Consider the following 17,866-nt stretch of genomic DNA (forward strand, 5'->3'; position numbering starts at 1 on the left):
ATTCAATTAATCATTATAAAATAATTAATATAATTTATGTTTTGCTATAATTTAACCAAGTGGAAATGAGCGATTATTATATGAATAATATTCCTGTTCTGGTAATACTCGGTCTTGCTATTCTCTGCCTCGCGGCCTTTCTTTTGTTCCATGATGCCGAGATCGCACACTGGTTGGAGAAATTGGCACAACGGCTGCTGACGTGGTAATCCTCAGTTGAATACTTTCATTTAATAAAAAAGGTGCTGATAATTCAGCACCTTAACTTTATGCATGCCTAGACATTATAAAAACATCTCATCATTAAACCAGCCATTCGGTGTGGAAAACACCTTCTTTATCCGTACGCTTGTAAGTATGCGCACCAAAATAATCGCGCTGAGCCTGAATCAAATTCGCTGGCAATACCGCAGAACGATAGCTGTCGTAATAAGAAATCGCGGCTGAGAATGTGGGTGTTGGGATACCATTTTGCACACCGTAAGAAACAACATCACGCAGAGCTTGCTGGTATTCATCGGCAATGTGTTTGAAATAAGGTGCTAACAGTAAGTTAGCGATCGCAGCGTCTTCATTGTATGCATCGGTGATTTTTTGCAGGAATTGTGCACGAATAATGCAACCTGCCCGGAAGATCTTAGCAATTTCGCCATAATTCAGATCCCAATTGTACTCATCTGATGCTGACTTCAACTGTTGGAAACCTTGTGCATAAGAAACAATTTTACCCAAATACAGAGCACGGCGAACTTTCTCAATAAATTCAGCTTGATTGCCGACAAATGGCTGAACTTCCGGGCCTGATAGTACCTTAGAGGCCGCTACGCGCTGATCTTTCAGGGACGAAATATAGCGGGCAAATACAGATTCCGTGATAAGAGTCACAGGAACACCCAGATCCAGCGAACTTTGGCTAGTCCATTTACCCGTTCCTTTGTTGGCCGCTTCATCCAGAATTACGTCAACCAAATATTTCCCTTCTTCATCTTTTTTAAGGAAAATATCAGCGGTGATTTCAATCAGATAGCTACTCAGTTCCCCCTGATTCCAATCACTGAACACGTCCGCCAATGCTTGATTACTCAGGTTCAATGAATGTTTCAGCAAGGAGTAGGCTTCCGCAATCAACTGCATATCACCATATTCAATACCATTGTGAACCATCTTCACATAATGCCCTGCGCCATCGGCTCCGATATAAGTCACACAAGGCTCACCATCAACCTGAGCAGCGATTTCTTTCAGGATCGGTGCGACCAATTCATAGGCGTCTTTCTGACCCCCCGGCATAATTGAAGGGCCTTTCAATGCGCCTTCTTCACCACCAGAAACACCGGTGCCAATAAAGTTAAAGCCCTGAGCAGATAACTCGCGATTACGGCGGATAGTATCCTGAAAATAGGTGTTGCCACCATCGATCAGAATGTCACCCTTATCCAAATGTGGCGTCAGTGAAGCAATGGTTTTATCCGTCGCTTCACCCGCCTTAACCATCAACAGAATACGACGTGGTTTTTCCAGCGAATCGACAAACTCTTCAATGGAATAACTCGGAACTAATTTTTTCCCTGGATTTTCAGCAATAACTTCATCAGTTTTATCGCTGGAGCGGTTAAAAATAGATACAGAGTAACCCCGGCTTTCAATATTCAACGCCAGGTTACGCCCCATTACCGCCATACCGACAACACCGATCTGTTGTTTGGACATGAATAACTCCCGTCTAATAATGACTGCTACCCACTCAAGATGCAGTACGCAATGTCATATGCCGTATGCAACAATACAGAGCAGGCAATGTTAATGAAGTCACATGTTAACTCAGGAACGGTCATCGAGGGTAGTTATTGATGCAATCGATATCGTCGGAATGCTTTTTTGCTGAAAAAATTCCCATCTGAGATAAATCACCTATTGATATTTAACACTGTAATACCCATTATTTAATGGTCGGCACATGCCGTCCTCATAAAAGGTAAAACAAATTGTATGGAATGGATCGCTGATCCGACGATATGGGCAGGTCTGGCCACACTTATCGTTTTAGAAATTGTTCTCGGAATAGACAACTTAATATTCATTGCCATTCTGGCAGATAAACTTCCTGAAAAAGAGAGAGACAAAGCTCGCCTAACAGGGCTTTCCTGCGCCCTTATTATGAGGGTATTGCTACTATTTAGCTTATCTTGGCTTATTTCCCTGACCACCCCCTTAGTCACTTTATGGGAACATCCCTTCAGCGTCCGTGATTTAATTATGTTGATCGGGGGTATCTTCTTACTGTTCAAGGCGACAATGGAATTAAATGAACGGTTGGAAGGAAAAAATCTGCACACTAACCAGCAGCGCAAAAGCGCAGGCTTTTGGGCGGTTGTTGTACAAATTATTGTCTTAGATGCCGTGTTTTCTCTGGATTCTGTTATCACCGCAGTGGGAATGGTTGAACACATTGGCATCATGGTTGCGGCTGTTATCATCGCCATGATCCTGATGATCTGGGCTAGCAAGCCTCTGACAAAATTTGTCAATGCACATCCTACAATTGTGATCTTATGTCTCAGCTTCTTACTGATGATCGGTTTCAGCCTGGTTGCAGAAGGCTTCGGTTATCACATTCCGAAAGGTTATCTCTATGCCGCCATCGGCTTCTCCATCATGATTGAAGCACTGAATCAGTTTGCTCAGTTCAATCGGCGCAAGTTTTTGAGTTCTTCCCGCTCCCTACGTGCAAGAACTGCAGAAGCAGTGCTTCACATTTTAAATGGTAAACGTGAAAACGCGGTGCTTGATAACCACACCTCCAGCCTGATTGCAGATCATACAGAGCACAAAGAGGTCTTTGAGCCTCAAGAGCGCCAGATGATCGCCCGCGTTCTCGGTATGGCACAACGAACTGTCAGTAGCATCATGACTTCACGCCATGATGTGGTTTATCTTGATGTCCATGCGCCTACCGAAAAATTGACGACGTTGTTGGAACAAAAACCACACACCCGAATTGTCGTCACAGACGAACAGGTCAATGATGAACCGCTTGGCGTTGTCCATGTGATTGATATCCTTAATCAACAACTGACTCACAAAACGTTTGATTTACGGAAATTAGTCCAACAACCGTTGATTTTCCCGGAATCCCTCTCATTGTTACAAGCGCTGGAACAGTTTCGTCAGGCGCAAACACACTTTGCCTTTGTCGTGGACGAGTTTGGTTCTGTTGAAGGTGTGGTGACAGTCACAGATGTTGTTGAAACTATTACTGGCAATCTTCCTGTCGGTAGCGGAGAGATCGATGCTCGCCATGATATTCAGATGATGGAAGAAGGGTATTGGATTGCCAATGGGTTTATGCCACTGGAAGATCTCGTGCTTTATGTACCACTGCCATTGGACGAAAAGCGAGAATATCAAACGCTGGCAGGCTTGCTAATGGAACATTTACAACATATTCCACAGCAGGGTGAACAATTGAAGATTGGCGACTATCTGTTTGAAGCGCTGGAAATCACCAGCCACCGTATCAATAAGGTGAAAATTACCTCACTGAAAGTGGAAGAAGAAACGGAAATATAACCCGCTATTCGACAACCACGCCAACTAAAAAAACCGGTATAACACCGGTTTTTCTATTTCTATCCGTTTGGTTTTATGTTTAGGGGATTGACCTATTTTTGATTCATTAGCCCTTTCAGCACTTCATTATCCCTGTTATTTTCAAGCCAATCTTTGATCGATTTCTCGGCTTTCTGCCGTAACTCATCACGCAACATAGATTCTACATTCAGCTTATATTGCAAATTATTCCAGTCACCATAAACTCGTAGCGGGATTTGTAATTGCGCCAGACGACGTACTAATTCGTTCTGCTTACCCCATCCATGAATCAATTGCACCCATAATGAAACATCAGCGTTCTGTTGCAGTAAATCTGCTTTTCCTTGTCCTTTAATATTGAACACCGATGACATCGCTGCAAGTTCACTGATTTGAACCTTTCCGCGATCTAATTGTGCCTTCATCAACATTCGGTTCGCTTCGGTAACATCCTGTGTATTCGTCGGCGGGCTAACTTGATCCGTTGCCCGTGCAACCGTTTGTTGAATCAGCTGGGGAATATTCAGCCCTTCCAAACGAGCCTGTTTCAGGTCAATATTCAAATCACCTTGCCAATAATGCGAAATCGCATATTCATCATAACCTTCTCCCACAAGATCCCCATCAACATAAAGCTGACCACTGAATATTGATGGTAATGCCAACGCGGTTAACAAGGGTTTGGCCTCTATCTTTTGCAAAAACGGTTTTGTATGCAATTTTGCAGGCACAGCCGTCGCATCAATTGAAGTAGGCAGTGCAAAATGCCCACCAAACACATTACCACCGAATTGAGTGATCTCGGCCATCCCACTGTTATTGGTCGCTTTCAGCGTAAAATGATCAATATCCATCCCTTGATAAATAAATTTATCTGCTATGAATGAGATATCACCATTAAATCCTTGCAGAAAGGTCAGATCATAGCGAGACAACGGCGAGACAGATCTCGCAATCACGGGTTTTAATGAATGATGTTCAACAAGATAATCGTGTTTTTCCGGTGGTGTTTTTTTCGATAATGCTCTCCACCCCGATAGATTATCCAAATCGAACTTTGACGCATGAAAATTGATAAGGTATTGCGGCTTATCTCGCAAGATTGCCGTAATATCGCCTTTAATCTCGTTCTCATCATTCAGCGTCAAGGCCACTTTTTGCAGCGCAACAGATTCAGGTGAAGCCTGGTATTTCAGTATCGCGCTTCCCTTTCCTCGGATACCTGTGGAGGGTAACCCGATCCCCTGTAACTGGTATTCAAAAGCATTAATATCAGCGGATAACTGATGTGGATAATCAGAAATATCGACTGACGAATTAAGTTCAAATGACAGTTCTTGCTGATTTTTATTGATTTTACTGCGCAGGCTAAGGTCGACGTGATCCGGATCACTGCGTTCCAGTGATAAATTGATGTCACGGACATTTAATTGAGAATGTTCATCGGATTGCCAGATCAGCAAACTATCCTCTACCCTGATTCTGGCAATATCCAGTTTCCAGGCCTGGCTTCCCGTTATCATTGAATCATGGATATCGCTTACCGGTGCGATTGGCGCCGCTGACCGTTTTTGCGGTTGACTATCCGGCGTCAGCCGCAATACAGCACCTTTCAACATCACCTCGTTCACTGAAAGCTGGTGAGACAACAGTGGCAGTAACGCGACATCTAGACGCATGTTTTCTGCCACAATCGCCGGCATCTTAGCATTCTCGGCAGTTAAAGAGACTTCGCCTGTTAAAATGCTCAACTTTGGCCAAACGTGCCAACGTAAGTCATCCCGCAAGACGAGCTGATAGCCACTCTTTTTTTGTACCTGTTTGACGATGTAACCACGAAAATCATTAGGATTAACCAGCATAACCAAAACAATTAAGCCAGTCACAATGACTACCAACAAAATAATGAGTGTCGTCAACAACCTTTTCATGACTTCCCCAGCCCCATGTCCACAAGAAGACTATTTTTCCACCAGAAAGCGTTATCAGAAAAGATTAATCCTCACTGATTCGGCTGCCTACGGCTCCCTGCTGATTTTTATATTTAGCATCCTGACGTCGGTTATAAGGCCGTTCAGCAGAACCTGAAAGCGGTTCAAAGCTTAATGCCCCTATCACCATGCCGGGACGTAAAGCCAATGGCAGTTTACCTGAATTGTAGAACTCCAAAACAATTTGCCCCTGCCAACCGGGATCAATTCGATGTGCAGTCACATGAACCATGAGGCCAAGACGTGCCAGAGATGAACGTCCATCCAACCAGCCGACTAAATTATCAGGCAGTGTGACAGATTCCAGCGTTACCGCCAAAGCCAATTCCCCCGGATGAAGGAAAAATGCTTCGCCATCCTGCAACGTAATTTCATCGCTCATAACGCGGTCAAGTGCCGCATTGACTTCAGCCTTAGGGCCACTCAAATCAATATAGGCCGCAGTATAACCACGAAAAACGCGAAACTGATTCCCCAGGCATACATCAGCCGTTGCCCCATTAATACGTTCAACAGGGGGACGCGGGGTAATGACCAGCTTACCTTCATCCAGCCATTTAATAATGTCACGGTCACAGAGTCGCATTATTTTCCTCTCAAATACGATGATACTGATAACTATCTGAATAACAGATTATTCGTAAAATTGGCCAATCTTGGCTTTTAAGATATCAATGGCTACGCGGTTTTTCCCACCACGAGGAACAATAATATCGGCATATTGTTTTGATGGCTCGATGAATTGCAGGAACATCGGGCGTACCGTTTTTTTGTACTGTTCTATGACGGAATCTAGTGAACGTCCACGTTCATTCACATCGCGTTTAATGCGGCGCATCAAACAGATATCCAGTGGTGTATCGACAAAAATAGAGAAATCCAGTTCTTGACGTAAGCGCTTATCCGTTAATAGTAGAATACCTTCGAGGATAATAACTCTTTTTGGTTGAAAATGAATGGATTCGGGTTTGCGGGTGTGCTGAACGTAATCATACTGCGGCAATTCGATGGACTTTCCGGCTTTCAATGCCTGGAGATGCTCAAACAGCAAATTGTGATCCATTGAACTTGGGTGATCATAGTTAACTTTATAACGTTCTTCCATCGGCGTATGGGTTTGATCTTTATAATAGCAATCTTCTGGAATAACACCGATATTGTGATCACCAACCTGAGCCCGTAATTCTCGATAAAGCGTGTTGGCAATCATGCTTTTGCCTGAGGCAGAGGCGCCTGAAATACCGACAATTGTACACTTATGTGCTTCATCAGCCATAATAGAAATAACCTGGTTAAAAAAGAAAAAAATAAAGTAGAAACATGGTATTCGTTAGTACCACGTTTGGCGGATTATAGGGAGTTAATGACTTCTATTCCAGCGTAAACAAGATCAGACGCGTTTTTTTCAATACGTTTCGCATAAAAATGCTGCAATGTCACGCTTAGAAATAGAAAAATCATGTTTAAACCACACCAATACGGGTTTCCTGCATCAAATAGCATAATTTTAGGTGCGGCTTCCAGCGTCAAACCAGAAGCCGCCGTTGATATCAACGAAGAAACCACACTGAATTTGTTTTACATTGCTGCCCAATGTGGGCGTTATGACTCAAATCAAACGGCGCGGAAAGCGATTTCCGTCGGGATCTTTTCGCCTCGCCAATACATTTTCGCAGAAATATTGGCCGCAATATCACGGTAAATATCGGCAAATTCACTGTCACGCCGACAAATTACCGTGGGTTCTCCTCGATCAAGATCCTCACGTAATGAAATATGTAACGGTATTTTTCCCAATAACTGGCAATCGTATTTTTCTGCCAGTTTTTCCGCCCCACCCGTACCAAAAATGGGCTCATGATGACCACAGTGGCGACAAATATGGGTGCTCATGTTTTCAATAATGCCCAACACCGGCACATTCACCTTCTGGAACATAACGATGCCTTTCATCGCATCAATCAGTGCAATGTCCTGGGGTGTTGTGATCACCAACGCCCCAGTCACCGGAATATTTTGGGACAACGTTAATTGAATATCACCTGTTCCTGGCGGCATATCTATCACCAGATAATCCAGATCCGGCCACAGCGTATCCTGCAACATCTGCATCAAGGCCTTACTTGCCATCGGGCCACGCCATACCATCGCGTTATCATCCGTCACCAGATAACCAATGGAGTTCGTTGCCATGCCATGTACCATAATGGGCGCCATATGCTGACCATCAGGAGAAGTCGGACGCTCTTTGGCTGTACCAAGCATACTGGGGATGGATGGACCATAAATATCGGCATCGAGAATTCCCACCCTTGCGCCCTCTTGTGCCAGTGCCAACGCCAGATTCACCGCGGTACTGGATTTTCCCACCCCGCCTTTTCCTGAACTGACAGCCAGAATATTGCGCACCCCATTAACGCCAGGTAAGTTATTGGCACGGCGCAATGTGCTGATATCGTGGCTTAATCGCCATTCAATGGCCTTTGCTCCCGTTGCAGATAGCAGCGGTGGGGTTAGGTCTTTCTTCAATATTTCAAACGCACGTTTCCAGACAAACGGCATGGTGAATTCAATATACAGTATCCCATCCAACATGGCGCAGTGGTGCAAGGCTTTCAGGGCGATCAGATCTTGCTCTAATGTCGGATGTTTAAACGTTGCGACTATGTTCGCAACTTGTTCTTTCAGCAGGTCAGGATTGGTCTGCTCGGGGGATTGTGAGTTCATCCCGGCTCCTTTTACGTTATCTTTTTCAACCTAAAACTGTTTCGCCATCATAACAGAAGCCCACGGCTCGGATAAGGCAACAAGTAAAAGTGATGAAATCTCGCGTTACCCTAGCGGCAGCGCTCTTGATCAGGTAACATCAAAAACCCTTTTAATTTTACGGAAGTCAGATCCTTACTATGTCTCAAGTCGCGAACAAATTATTGGTGACCTGTGCGTTACCTTATGCTAACGGTCCCATTCATCTCGGTCATATTCTGGAACACATTCAGGCTGATATTTGGGTTCGTTATCATCGAATGCGCGGCAAAGAGGTTCATTTTGTCTGTGCCGATGATGCCCACGGTACACCAATCATGCTGAAAGCCCAACAAAGCGGGGTCTCGCCAGAAGAAATGATTGCCAAGGTGAACCTAGAGCATCAGCAGGATTTTGCCGGATTTGCCATTAGTTACGATAATTACCACTCTACGCACAGCGAAGAAAACAGCGCGCTGGCATCTGAAATTTATCAGAAGCTGAAACAGAACGGTTACATTAAAAACCGGACGATTTCTCAATTGTATGATCCAGAAAAAGGCATGTTCCTGCCAGACCGTTTCGTCAAAGGCACCTGCCCGAAATGTAAGGCAGAAGATCAATATGGCGATAATTGTGAAGTTTGTGGAACCACCTATTCCCCAACAGAACTGGTGAATCCGCGCTCCGTCGTGTCTGGTGCAACACCACAACTGCGGGATACAAAACATTTTTTCTTCGATCTACCTGCTTTCAGCGATATGCTACAAAAATGGACACGTTCCGGCACGTTGCAAGAACAAGTCGCCAATAAAATGCAGGAGTGGTTCGAATCTGGTCTGCAACAGTGGGATATCACCCGTGATGCGCCTTATTTTGGTTTTGAAATTCCAGATGAACCGGGTAAATATTTTTACGTCTGGCTGGATGCCCCCATTGGCTATATGGGGTCATTCCAGAACCTGTGTGATAAACGTGGTGACCTGAGCTTCGATGAATTCTGGGCGAAAGATTCTAAAGCTGATCTCTATCATTTCATTGGTAAAGATATCGTTTATTTCCACAGCCTGTTCTGGCCAGCGATGCTGGAAGGAAGTCACTACCGTAAACCAACCAACTTATTTGTCCACGGTTATATCACGGTGAATGGCACCAAGATGTCCAAATCCCGTGGCACCTTTATCAAGGCTGACACCTATCTGAAACACCTGGATGCAGATTGCCTGCGTTATTATTATGCGGCGAAACTCTCTTCTCGTATTGATGATATCGATCTGAATCTGGAAGATTTTGTTCAGCGTGTCAATAGCGATATTGTTAACAAAGTGGTGAATCTGGCTTCACGCAACGCGGGCTTCATTAATAAGCGTTTTGATGGCAAACTGGCCGGGCAACTCGCTGATCCCGCGTTGTACCAGAAATTTGTCGATGCAGCACAGGTTATCGCGGAAGACTTTACCAACCGTGAATTCGGCAAGGCTATTCGTGAAATGATGGCACTGGCCGATCTTGCCAACCGCTACGTTGATGAACAAGCACCGTGGGTTGTGGCGAAACAAGAAGGCCGCGACGCGGATCTGCAGGCTATCTGCTCAATGGGCATTAACCTGTTCCGCGTATTGATGACGTATCTGAAACCGGTCCTCCCTGGTCTGACTGCCCGAGCTGAAGCCTTCCTGAATACAGAACTGACTTGGGATGGCATTCAGCAACCGCTGTTGGACCACAAAGTTTCACCATTCAAAGCACTGTTCAACCGTATTGAGATAGCGAAAATTGAAGCCATGATTGCCGACTCAAAAGAGAGCATCGAGCCACAAAAAACCGTGACAGGCCCATTGGCTGATGATCCTATTCAAGACACCATCGCATTTGATGATTTTGCTAAAGTTGACTTGCGGATCGCATTGATCAAACAGGCGGAGGTTGTGGAAGGTTCAGATAAGTTGCTGAAACTGACACTTGATCTGGGTGGTGAAGTTCGCCAAGTTTTCTCTGGGATCCGTGCCGCTTATCCTGATCCCAAGGCACTGGAAAATCGTCTGACCGTCATGGTTGCCAACCTTGCGCCACGCAAGATGCGTTTTGGTCTTTCCGAAGGGATGGTGATGGCAGCCGGTCCCGGTGGCAAAGATATTTTTCTGTTAAGCCCGGATAGCGGTGCGCAACCGGGTATGCAGGTTAAATAACACCTGCACATATTCTAAAATATTTTTAATAACTAATGAGATAATAAAGCGGGTTTAGAAAAAACCCGCTTTTTAATGTGATGTATGGTAGATTCACAAGGTTAGTCGTATGATGAGATCCTCGTTATATTGAGGAATTATTGATTATGTCTTTCCAAAATGTGCTGATGATAGGTTGGCAATACCTGCGCGCATTCGCGCTGCTCTATTTGTGCCTGATCGCGGGGAATATCATTTCAGCACTACTTCCCTTTTCTCTCCCCGGCAGCATTATCGGCTTACTGCTCCTGTTTGCTTTACTCGCATTGCAAATCATCCCCTCACATTGGGTAAAACCCAGTTGTAGTCTGTTGATGAAAAACATGACACTACTCTTTTTACCCATCGGCGTAGGGATCATGGATTATTACCCACAACTTAGCCAACAGATGTTCCCCATTCTTCTTTCTTGCATCGTCAGTACCCTGATTGTCATGGTTGTCGTGGCTTACAGTTCCCACTATATTCATCGTGAACGCATCATTGTAGGCACTAAGATTGATACTAAAGAGCAAAAGCCTATCTCAACGCCCACAGCCCAATCACAACAACCATCACTGCAATCTCCGCCAACACAAAAACCGGAAGAGAAGAAAAAATGTTAAGCTCTATTTGGTGGTCACTACCATTAACGCTGATTGTTTTTTACTTTGCTAAAAAATTGTCAGTGCGACTCAAACTGCCTGTATTTAATCCCTTATTAATATCAATGACAGTGATTATTCCTCTGCTGCTGGTCACCCACACACCTTATCAACACTATTTTGCCGGCAGCCGGATACTGAATGATTTATTGCAACCTGCCGTTGTTGCGTTAGCTTTTCCGCTGTATGAACAGCTACATCAAATCCGAGCCCAGTGGAAGTCCATTATCAGCATCTGTTTTATTGGCAGTGTTGTCGCAATGATCACGGGAACCGCGATTGCATTATGGGCAGGTGCAACACCTGAAATTGCGGCATCCGTACTCCCCAAATCGGTCACGACGCCTATTGCCATGGCGGTGGCCGATTCCATTGGTGGCATCCCTGCTATCAGCGCAGCCTGTGTCATTACCGTCGGTATCTTAGGCGCTATATTTGGTCATAATCTATTTAACGTTCTAAAAATAAAAACTCGGGCTTCACGAGGATTAGCAATGGGCAGCGCATCCCATGCGGTAGGAACTGCCCGGTGTGCGGAAATGGATCATATTGAAGGTGCATACAGCTCGTTGGCCTTAATGACCTGCGGCATTATTACCTCTTTGATTGCCCCTTTTCTATTCCCGATATTGCTGCTCCTGTTTGGTTAATTCTTCTATTAATAATCCCATTTGGCAACACACTGCAGAACAGAAGAATATGTCAGTAGATGCCACATCATAATGTGATATCTACTGACATAAATGAGGTATCCAAAAGATAAATAGTGCCGAAAATTCATCCTGTTGCACAAATTTCATGAATTCTATGGCCCTTATCACATTACAAAGCTGAACAGACATCCTAGAATGACCTTCAATTAATTTGGAGATCATTCTATGCAAGCTCGTTTCCAAGCCATGTGGTCAGAAATCACACCGAAACTTCAGGACGCTCTATTCCCTTACATTAGCGACGATGACTTTCCCGCCATGCTGACGGCAGAGCAAGTGGAATTAATCAAGCAGATGAGTGGATTTGATGATCAGGCGCTGGCATTTGCTCTGTTGCCGCTGGCGGCGGCCTGCGCCCTTGCTCCCATTTCCCAGTTCTTTGTTGGTGCTATTGCACGAGGGGAAAGTGGCAATCTTTATTTCGGTGCCAATATGGAATTCACGGGAGTTCCATTGCAGCAAACCGTTCATGCCGAGCAATCAGCCATTACACATGCCTGGTTACGTGGAGAGAAAAAGCTCGTTTCCATAACGATCAACTATTCCCCTTGCGGCCATTGCCGACAATTTATGAACGAATTAAATAGTGGCACACAATTGGAGGTTTATCTCCCTAACCGTCCGCGATTAACCCTGGCGGACTATCTACCGGGATCTTTTGGCCCACAAGATCTCACCGATACGCCATTGTTGCTGGATACCGTTCATCATGACCACCAGCTGACAACGCATGACCAATTGATACAAGCTGCCCTGAATGCGGCAAACCGTAGCCATGCACCTTATAGCCAAGCTCACTCAGGTATTGCCCTGCTGGATAAGGAAGATCGGATTTATACTGGCCGTTATGCGGAAAATGCCGCCTTCAATCCCAGTTTGCCGCCATTACAGGCGGCATTAATACTGATGAATATGGCAGGCAGCCATTGCCAATCCATCAAACGAGCTGTATTGGTGGAAGGTGAACGTAACCGTTTATCACAATGGAACGCAACAGAATCGACATTAATGGCTCTCGGCTGTACCGATATCGAGAGGCATACATTTTAAAGACCGATATCTTAAATAGAGAAAGAGATAACTTAACAAAATGGCCATGTCTCCCTCAATACGGTTCAGGAGACGGAGAGTGAAAACACTCAATAACATTTCATTAGCCAATTCTGTCTGTTATCTCTCATTTTTACTCATGATAATCATATTTAAGTAACATTTACTGTACTTATTTTCTTTATCTTCTTAGGATCGGTAGCCGATTTTGTTATTGATAAGTTCAAAGAGTAAGCATCATGGAACTGGAACACGAAAATAAACGTCCTCTCTATATTCCCTACGCAGGCCCGATTTTGTTGGAATTTCCTCTGTTGAATAAAGGCAGCGCCTTCACAGAAGAAGAACGTAGCCATTTTAACTTGCATGGATTATTACCACAGACCGTTGAAACAATAGAAGAACAGGCCGAACGTGCCTATCGCCAGTATTGCGATTTTAAAAAGGATGCCGATAAACACATTTATTTAAGGAATATTCAGGACACCAACGAAACGCTGTTTTATCGTCTCCTTGACGCCCACCTCAGTGAAATGATGCCCATTATCTACACACCAACCGTTGGTGAAGCATGTGAACATTTTTCTGACATTTACCGCCGAGCCCGTGGTCTGTTTATCTCCTACCCAAACAGAGCTTACATTGATGACATGCTGCAAAACGCAACCAAACAAAATGTCAAAGTTATCGTTGTAACCGATGGTGAGCGTATTCTTGGCCTGGGTGATCAGGGAATCGGAGGGATGGGAATTCCTATCGGTAAGTTGTCACTGTATACCTCTTGTGGTGGGATCAGCCCGGCTTACACGCTGCCTGTGGTTCTGGATGTCGGCACCAATAACCCACAACGTTTAAACGATCCGCTTTACATGGGCTGGCGCCATCCACGCATCACGGGAAAAGAATACGATGAATTTGTGGATGAATTTATCCAGGCGGTGAAGCGCCGCTGGCCTAATGTTCTGCTGCAATTTGAAGATTTTGCCCAAAACAATGCCATGCCGCTGTTGACCCGCTATCGCGATGAACTGTGTTGCTTCAATGATGACATTCAGGGCACCGCCTCCGTTGCCCTCGGCAGTTTGATTGCCGCCAGCCGAGCTGCCGGCCGTCAATTGAAAGATCAAACTGTGACCTTCCTGGGTGCCGGCTCCGCCGGTTGTGGTATTGCAGAACAGATCATTGCCCAGATGAAGTCTGAAGGATTGAGTGATGAGCAAGCACGCGCCCGCGTATTCATGGTTGACCGCTTTGGTCTGCTGACTGACAAGCAACCAAACTTACTGGATTTCCAAAGTGCATTGGTACAGAAGAGTTCAGCCTTGCAATCATGGGATGTTACCAATGATTCACTCTCATTGATGGATGTGGTGCGTAACGCCAAGCCTACTGTTTTAATTGGTGTGTCTGGTCAGTCCGGTCTGTTCACTGAAGAGATCATCCGCGAAATGCATCAACATTGTGAACGTCCAATCGTGATGCCTTTATCCAACCCGACATCACGTGTGGAAGCTCGCCCGGAAGATATTATCAAATGGACGGAGGGTAAAGCGCTGGTGGCGACAGGAAGCCCCTTCGCCCCTGTAAAATACAATGGTCAGGAATACCCGATTGCACAGTGTAACAACGCTTATATCTTCCCGGGGATCGGGTTAGGCGTTATCGCTGCCGGTGCTAAACGGGTCACAGAGGATATGTTAATGGCGGCCAGCCGTACACTGGCAGATTGTTCACCTCTGGCTCAAACTGGCTCTGGCCCATTGTTGCCATTAATTGATGATATCCAGGATGTTTCCCGCAGCATTGCCAAAGAAGTCGCGAAAAAAGCGCAAATTCAAGGTGTCGCGATTGTTACATCGGAAGATGCCTTGGATGAAGCGATTGAACGCAATTTCTGGAAACCAGAATATCGCGTCTATAAACGAACTTCATTCTGATCCTATTTGTCATTATCCTGCCAATAATATTGGCAGGATGATCCCTTGATGCTCGAGGATTATTATCCTCTCACTGTATATGGGCGGATAATGACATCTAGAAAAACGAGAGAGATATATTAATTAAAAATAACCCACAATTCTAAATAGAATAAAATTCGCGATAAGAGCATTCATTGAACACTTGCTTCGCTATTTCAAGTCAAGTAGCCTTGAAAGCATTTGTTCATCCACACAGTTAAGGCAAACAAAAAATCATGTGGAAGCGCTTGATTACGTGGCTTATTTTTATCATAGCTGTTCTTATCCTGGCCGCCATTATGCTTGATCGCTGGATTAGCTGGAAAACCGATCCGTACATTTTTGATGATCTCAGGCAACTGCCTGAGCAGAAAGTTGCCATCGTGCTCGGCACATCCAAATATTATAAGGGAGGCGCCTTTAATCAATATTATTCCTATCGGATTCAGGGGGCAATTAACGCTTACAATAGTGGAAAAGTAAAATATTTGTTATTAAGCGGAGATAACGCCCAACAAAATTATAATGAACCCATGACGATGAAGAAGGATCTGATTAAGGCCGGTATTCCAGCCAGCAATATTGTCATGGATTTTGCTGGTTTCAGAACATTGGACTCGATTGTCAGAACGCAAAAGGTCTTCAGTACCAACGAATTCACGATTATCACTCAACGTTTCCATTGCGAACGGGCGCTGTTTATTGCCTTGTATTCGGGCATAGAAGCTCAGTGTTATGCCGTTCCCTCCCCAAAAAACATGATGACGATCCGTTTTAGAGAAGTATTGGCGCGTCTCGGTGCGTTGGCTGATCTCTATATTTTAAAACGCGAACCGCGTTATTTAGGCAAACCAGAAACCATTCCGGCGCAATATACTGCACCAACCGGCATTCAAGGTTATCCAGCTGTATCACCCGCAGAATTACAGGCGTTAGAAAGCAGATCCCAAAATAAAGACACACCATCAATCCACTGATGTTTTAACGTTTTTTCAAGTTGCAGTTCACCGATAAAACTGCAACTTGAAGCGGATGAATGCAGAGCAATAGACTAAAGCTTATTGGCCAATTGTGCGGTTAAGTGACGCCAGAGCTTTTCCATTGGCCCATGAGAGTAACGCTTCAACCACCAACAGGCAAACCCGATATTCAATGCCCAAATAAAAGGAATAAATGCCATTAACTCTAAGCGGTTAAATTGCTCAAATAACTCAAGGTGATAAAAAATAGTGGTACAGACCAACGTTTGCAACAAATAGCTGCTCAGTGCCATTTTTCCCACCTGCCGAAGCCAAAATGTCACTCTCCAACACGAAATGACTGACCAAAACCCATAAATCAATGCGATATAAGCCAGCCCAAATAATGGCGTCGCCAATTCAGGCATGATATCGCTGATACTCAACCAGATAGAATAATTGCCGAGATCTAAATAGCGTGTCGATAAGGTCATCGCCTGCATCACTATACCAATGGGAATAAAACATAACGCTACCAGGCGGTAATGCCGATCACTGAATGTCCCTTTCAACCAACCGTTACGTACTAACATTGCCCCACAAAGCATAGTTCCCATGATTTGCCAGCCATATTGCACGATGACCATCATGATCATAATGCTCATTTCCCGAATTCGGTACTCTATCGCCAACCATCCACCGTGTGTTTTCCAATAAGTTTCCTGAAAAATATTTTCCGGTGTCGCCTGAAACTGCCAGAATGCATTACCATCCCCGGTAAAAGTGATCAACAGATACAAGAGGTAAAGCATCATAACGCCGAACAAATAGAAAGTCAGCGCGGTACTCAATAATGTCTGGCGAGTCTTAACAAAATGCCATGCCAACATAGCAGCAATGCTATACGACAACAAAATATCGCCATCCCATAGCAAGACACCGTGCAATAACCCCATAACAGCCAGAACAAGTAATCTGGCAATATCCTTATCACGCCCATTCTGCCGGAGCAATTCAAGTGAAGCGCCAAACAATAACGCCAGGATGAATCGAAATTTCCCCGCCGCAAATGTATTTAAAACAGACCATATCACCACATCAGAAGATGAGACTGAATCTTTGTAAAACGGGTTGATATCGGCTGTCGATAACAGGGCAAAGCCGGAAATATTCAACAATAATATTCCCAAAATCGCAAAGCCACGTACACTATCAATTATCTCAATTCGCTTACTCATTACCTCATTTAAACCACATTCCATAGCAATAGAAACAGCAATTCGTCATGACAAATGCAGGTGACGCACCGCACGCAAGAATTCCTGTCGGGTATTTTGGCTGGTTTTAAATAATCCGCCCAGGGAGGTGGTGGTGGTGGTACTGGTCGCATCACGAATACCACGCGCTTTCACACAGTAATGGATAGCATCAATGGAAACGGCAACATTATTTGTGCCAAGCAGGGTTTGTAATGCAATCAGGATTTGCTGTGTCAAACGTTCCTGTACTTGTGGGCGCTGAGCAAAAAACTGGACAATGCGATTAATCTTCGACAAACCAATCACTTTATCCTTAGGGATATAAGCAACCGTCGCCTTACCATCGATAGTGACAAAATGGTGTTCACACGTGCTGGTCATCGTAATGTCACGCACTGTGACCATTTCATCCACTTTCATTTTATTTTCTATCAACGTAATTTTAGGAAAATTGTTATAGTCTAACCCTGAAAATATCTCATCTACATACATTTTTGCGATACGGTTTGGTGTATCTGCCAAACTGTCATCACTTAAATCAAGATTTAACAGTTTCATAATTTCTGTCATGTGTTCCTCAATGCGTACTTTGCGGATTTCAGGTTCCAACGTTTGTTCACGCAATGGGGTTTCCAGGCCACGGGCTATCAGTGCCGAATGTACCAATTCGGCTTCTGTACTTAAGGATGACATGCTTTTCTCCAAGGTAAATACTTTCCGTTAATTGA

15 protein-coding genes are annotated in these 17,866 nt (G+C 44.6%); 8 read left to right on the forward strand and 7 right to left on the reverse strand.

The features are described from left to right. Window positions 1–65: 65 nt before the first annotated feature. Complete coding sequence (locus tag XPG1_RS18700; RefSeq protein ID WP_173425872.1) at window positions 66–209, forward strand: hypothetical protein; 144 nt, start codon at window positions 66–68, stop codon at window positions 207–209. 94 nt (window positions 210–303) lie between these two features. Here XPG1_RS18700 and gnd read toward each other — a convergent pair whose 3' ends face one another. Further along, window positions 304–1,710: an NADP-dependent phosphogluconate dehydrogenase gene (gnd, locus tag XPG1_RS10110; protein WP_045958968.1), complete on the reverse strand. Its 1,407-nt coding sequence runs from the start codon at window positions 1,708–1,710 to the stop codon at window positions 304–306. 279 nt (window positions 1,711–1,989) lie between these two features. On the opposite strand from gnd, the gene XPG1_RS10115 reads away from it, so the two are divergent. Beyond that, window positions 1,990–3,570: a TerC family protein gene (locus tag XPG1_RS10115; RefSeq protein ID WP_045958969.1), complete on the forward strand. Its 1,581-nt coding sequence runs from the start codon at window positions 1,990–1,992 to the stop codon at window positions 3,568–3,570. Window positions 3,571–3,662: 92 nt separating this feature from the next. Here XPG1_RS10115 and asmA read toward each other — a convergent pair whose 3' ends face one another. The 4 genes from asmA to apbC form a co-directional block, all read right to left on the reverse strand. After that, window positions 3,663–5,522, reverse strand: coding sequence for an outer membrane assembly protein AsmA (gene asmA / locus XPG1_RS10120; protein WP_045958970.1), 1,860 nt, complete (start codon window positions 5,520–5,522; stop codon window positions 3,663–3,665). A gap of 64 nt (window positions 5,523–5,586) precedes the next feature. Continuing rightward, window positions 5,587–6,168, reverse strand: a complete 582-nt coding sequence (gene dcd / locus XPG1_RS10125) for a dCTP deaminase (RefSeq protein ID WP_045958971.1) — start codon at window positions 6,166–6,168, stop codon at window positions 5,587–5,589. A 48-nt stretch (window positions 6,169–6,216) separates the two neighbouring features. Continuing rightward, window positions 6,217–6,858: a uridine kinase gene (gene udk, locus XPG1_RS10130; RefSeq protein ID WP_045958972.1), complete on the reverse strand. Its 642-nt coding sequence runs from the start codon at window positions 6,856–6,858 to the stop codon at window positions 6,217–6,219. A gap of 338 nt (window positions 6,859–7,196) precedes the next feature. Continuing rightward, window positions 7,197–8,309, reverse strand: coding sequence for an iron-sulfur cluster carrier protein ApbC (gene apbC / locus XPG1_RS10140; RefSeq protein ID WP_045958974.1), 1,113 nt, complete (start codon window positions 8,307–8,309; stop codon window positions 7,197–7,199). A 179-nt stretch (window positions 8,310–8,488) separates the two neighbouring features. Between apbC and metG the strand changes: the two genes are divergently transcribed. From metG to sanA, 6 genes are all read left to right on the forward strand, one after another. Further along, window positions 8,489–10,516 (forward strand): methionine--tRNA ligase, encoded by a 2,028-nt coding sequence (gene metG, locus XPG1_RS10145; RefSeq protein WP_045958975.1) that lies wholly within the window; start codon window positions 8,489–8,491, stop codon window positions 10,514–10,516. A gap of 146 nt (window positions 10,517–10,662) precedes the next feature. Next, the gene (locus XPG1_RS10150; RefSeq protein WP_045958976.1) at window positions 10,663–11,160 is read left to right on the forward strand and encodes a CidA/LrgA family protein; all 498 of its coding nucleotides are present in this window, start codon (window positions 10,663–10,665) and stop codon (window positions 11,158–11,160) included. After that, entirely contained in the window at window positions 11,154–11,849 is a 696-nt protein-coding gene (locus XPG1_RS10155) for a CidB/LrgB family autolysis modulator (protein WP_045958977.1), read from the forward strand. The genes XPG1_RS10150 and XPG1_RS10155 overlap by 7 nt, the downstream gene beginning before the upstream one ends. Before the next feature lie 228 nt (window positions 11,850–12,077). Then, window positions 12,078–12,962: a cytidine deaminase gene (gene cdd / locus XPG1_RS10160; protein WP_045958978.1), complete on the forward strand. Its 885-nt coding sequence runs from the start codon at window positions 12,078–12,080 to the stop codon at window positions 12,960–12,962. A gap of 239 nt (window positions 12,963–13,201) precedes the next feature. Beyond that, window positions 13,202–14,899: an NAD-dependent malic enzyme gene (locus XPG1_RS10165; protein ID WP_045958979.1), complete on the forward strand. Its 1,698-nt coding sequence runs from the start codon at window positions 13,202–13,204 to the stop codon at window positions 14,897–14,899. A gap of 257 nt (window positions 14,900–15,156) precedes the next feature. Next, window positions 15,157–15,897, forward strand: coding sequence for an outer membrane permeability protein SanA (gene sanA / locus XPG1_RS10170; RefSeq protein WP_045958980.1), 741 nt, complete (start codon window positions 15,157–15,159; stop codon window positions 15,895–15,897). A gap of 74 nt (window positions 15,898–15,971) precedes the next feature. Here sanA and yeiB read toward each other — a convergent pair whose 3' ends face one another. Beyond that, window positions 15,972–17,117, reverse strand: coding sequence for a DUF418 domain-containing protein YeiB (yeiB, locus tag XPG1_RS10175; RefSeq protein ID WP_231852994.1), 1,146 nt, complete (start codon window positions 17,115–17,117; stop codon window positions 15,972–15,974). 45 nt (window positions 17,118–17,162) lie between these two features. Then, entirely contained in the window at window positions 17,163–17,831 is a 669-nt protein-coding gene (gene folE, locus XPG1_RS10180; protein WP_045958982.1) for a GTP cyclohydrolase I FolE, read from the reverse strand. Between the last annotated feature and the right edge of the window lie 35 nt (window positions 17,832–17,866).

This window comes from Xenorhabdus poinarii G6 (assembly GCF_000968175.1).
Lineage (GTDB): Bacteria > Pseudomonadota > Gammaproteobacteria > Enterobacterales > Enterobacteriaceae > Xenorhabdus > Xenorhabdus poinarii.

Bases quoted from the DNA above. Each gene is read 5' to 3' on its own strand.
- dcd (WP_045958971.1), bottom strand. From the start codon at position 6,168: ATGCGACTCTGTGACCGTGACATTATTAAATGGCTGGATGAAGGTAAG.
- asmA (WP_045958970.1), bottom strand. From the start codon at position 5,522: ATGAAAAGGTTGTTGACGACACTCATTATTTTGTTGGTAGTCATTGTG.
- metG (WP_045958975.1), top strand. From the start codon at position 8,489: ATGTCTCAAGTCGCGAACAAATTATTGGTGACCTGTGCGTTACCTTAT.
- udk (WP_045958972.1), bottom strand. From the start codon at position 6,858: ATGGCTGATGAAGCACATAAGTGTACAATTGTCGGTATTTCAGGCGCC.
- cdd (WP_045958978.1), top strand. From the start codon at position 12,078: ATGCAAGCTCGTTTCCAAGCCATGTGGTCAGAAATCACACCGAAACTT.
- XPG1_RS10155 (WP_045958977.1), top strand. From the start codon at position 11,154: ATGTTAAGCTCTATTTGGTGGTCACTACCATTAACGCTGATTGTTTTT.
- XPG1_RS10165 (WP_045958979.1), top strand. From the start codon at position 13,202: ATGGAACTGGAACACGAAAATAAACGTCCTCTCTATATTCCCTACGCA.
- gnd (WP_045958968.1), bottom strand. From the start codon at position 1,710: ATGTCCAAACAACAGATCGGTGTTGTCGGTATGGCGGTAATGGGGCGT.
- XPG1_RS10150 (WP_045958976.1), top strand. From the start codon at position 10,663: ATGTCTTTCCAAAATGTGCTGATGATAGGTTGGCAATACCTGCGCGCA.
- sanA (WP_045958980.1), top strand. From the start codon at position 15,157: ATGTGGAAGCGCTTGATTACGTGGCTTATTTTTATCATAGCTGTTCTT.
- yeiB (WP_231852994.1), bottom strand. From the start codon at position 17,117: ATGAGTAAGCGAATTGAGATAATTGATAGTGTACGTGGCTTTGCGATT.
- XPG1_RS10115 (WP_045958969.1), top strand. From the start codon at position 1,990: ATGGAATGGATCGCTGATCCGACGATATGGGCAGGTCTGGCCACACTT.
- apbC (WP_045958974.1), bottom strand. From the start codon at position 8,309: ATGAACTCACAATCCCCCGAGCAGACCAATCCTGACCTGCTGAAAGAA.
- folE (WP_045958982.1), bottom strand. From the start codon at position 17,831: ATGTCATCCTTAAGTACAGAAGCCGAATTGGTACATTCGGCACTGATA.
- XPG1_RS18700 (WP_173425872.1), top strand. From the start codon at position 66: ATGAGCGATTATTATATGAATAATATTCCTGTTCTGGTAATACTCGGT.